Annotated in this window: 1 protein-coding gene; it reads right to left on the bottom strand. The window is 61.6% G+C overall.

Annotated features, from left to right (window positions below):
- The coding region (locus ATN38_RS00070; protein ID WP_256931482.1) for a condensation domain-containing protein at nucleotides 1–1,303 on the bottom strand (1,303 nt) is incomplete at both ends.

Genomic DNA, 1,303 nt, shown 5'->3' with positions numbered 1-1,303 from the left:
TACGTCAACGACGCCGCCATCCCCGCCGGAGCACCCGCCTCGTCGAACTGCTCCACCACCGTCAGCTGCAGATCGAACTTCGCCGCCACCGCAGTGGCATCGACACCCGCAACCCGCAGATCACCCAACTGCAACGCCGACTGCTCCATGTTCTGGAACGCCAACATCACCTGGAACAACGGACTCCGAGCCTGCGACCGCGCCGGATTGAGCACCTCCACCAACCGCTCGAACGGAACATCCGCATGCGCAAACGCCTGAAGATCAGCCTCCCGCACACCTGCGAGCAGATCGACGAAACTCTCCGAAGAATCCACCTCCGTCCGCAACACCAACGTATTGACGAACATCCCGATCAAATCATCGAGAACCTGCTCACCACGACCCGCCACCGGAGTACCGATCGCAATATCGGACGTCCCCGACAACCGCGACAACAACACCGCCAACGCCGCATGCACCACCATGAACAACGACGAATTCGACTCACGAGCAACATCATTCAAACCAGCATGCACATCCGCACCCACCACGAACGAATGATTCGCCCCACGATTGGACGCCACCACAGGCCGCGGACGATCAGCCGGCAAATCCAACTGATCCGGCAACCCCGACAACGCCGACTCCCAGAAACCGACCTGACGCGAAATCAACGACGACGGATCACCCTCGGACCCCAACACCTCACGCTGCCACAACGCGTAATCCGCATACTGCACCTCGAGCGGCGCCCACCCCGGCACCTCACCCCGAGAACGAGCCTCGTACGCCACCATCACATCACGCGTCAACGGCCCCATCGACACACCATCACCACTGATGTGATGAACCACCAACGCCAACACGAACTCCGACTCCGACACCGCGAACAACCGCGCCCGAACCGGAACCTCCACCGCCACATCGAAACCAGCCGACAAGAACTCCGTCACCGCACCAACGACATCGGACTCCGACACCACAACCGGCGACACATCCAACCGCACCCGATCCGCCGACAACACCTCCTGGAACCCGACACCGTCGACCTCCGGATACACCGTCCGCAAAATCTCATGCCGCACAACAACATCCGACACAGCAGCCTGCAGAGCCGCCACATCCAACAACCCCGACAACCGAATCGCCACCGGAATATTGTTCGCCGACGACAACGTATCGAAACGGTTCAAGAACCACATCCGCTGCTGCGCCAACGACAACGGCACCCGCTCCGGACGCACCCGAGCCGTCAACGCCGCCCGCGCACCCGAACCGATCTCCGACTCCACCCGCGCAGCCAACAACTCCACCGACGACG

The sequence above is a fragment of the Rhodococcus sp. FH8 genome (assembly GCF_019266085.1).
Taxonomy (GTDB): Bacteria; Actinomycetota; Actinomycetes; order Mycobacteriales; family Mycobacteriaceae; genus Rhodococcus_F; species Rhodococcus_F qingshengii.
The sequence above is the reverse complement of the archived record's forward strand: the minus strand, read 5'-3'. Positions and strand labels throughout refer to the sequence as shown.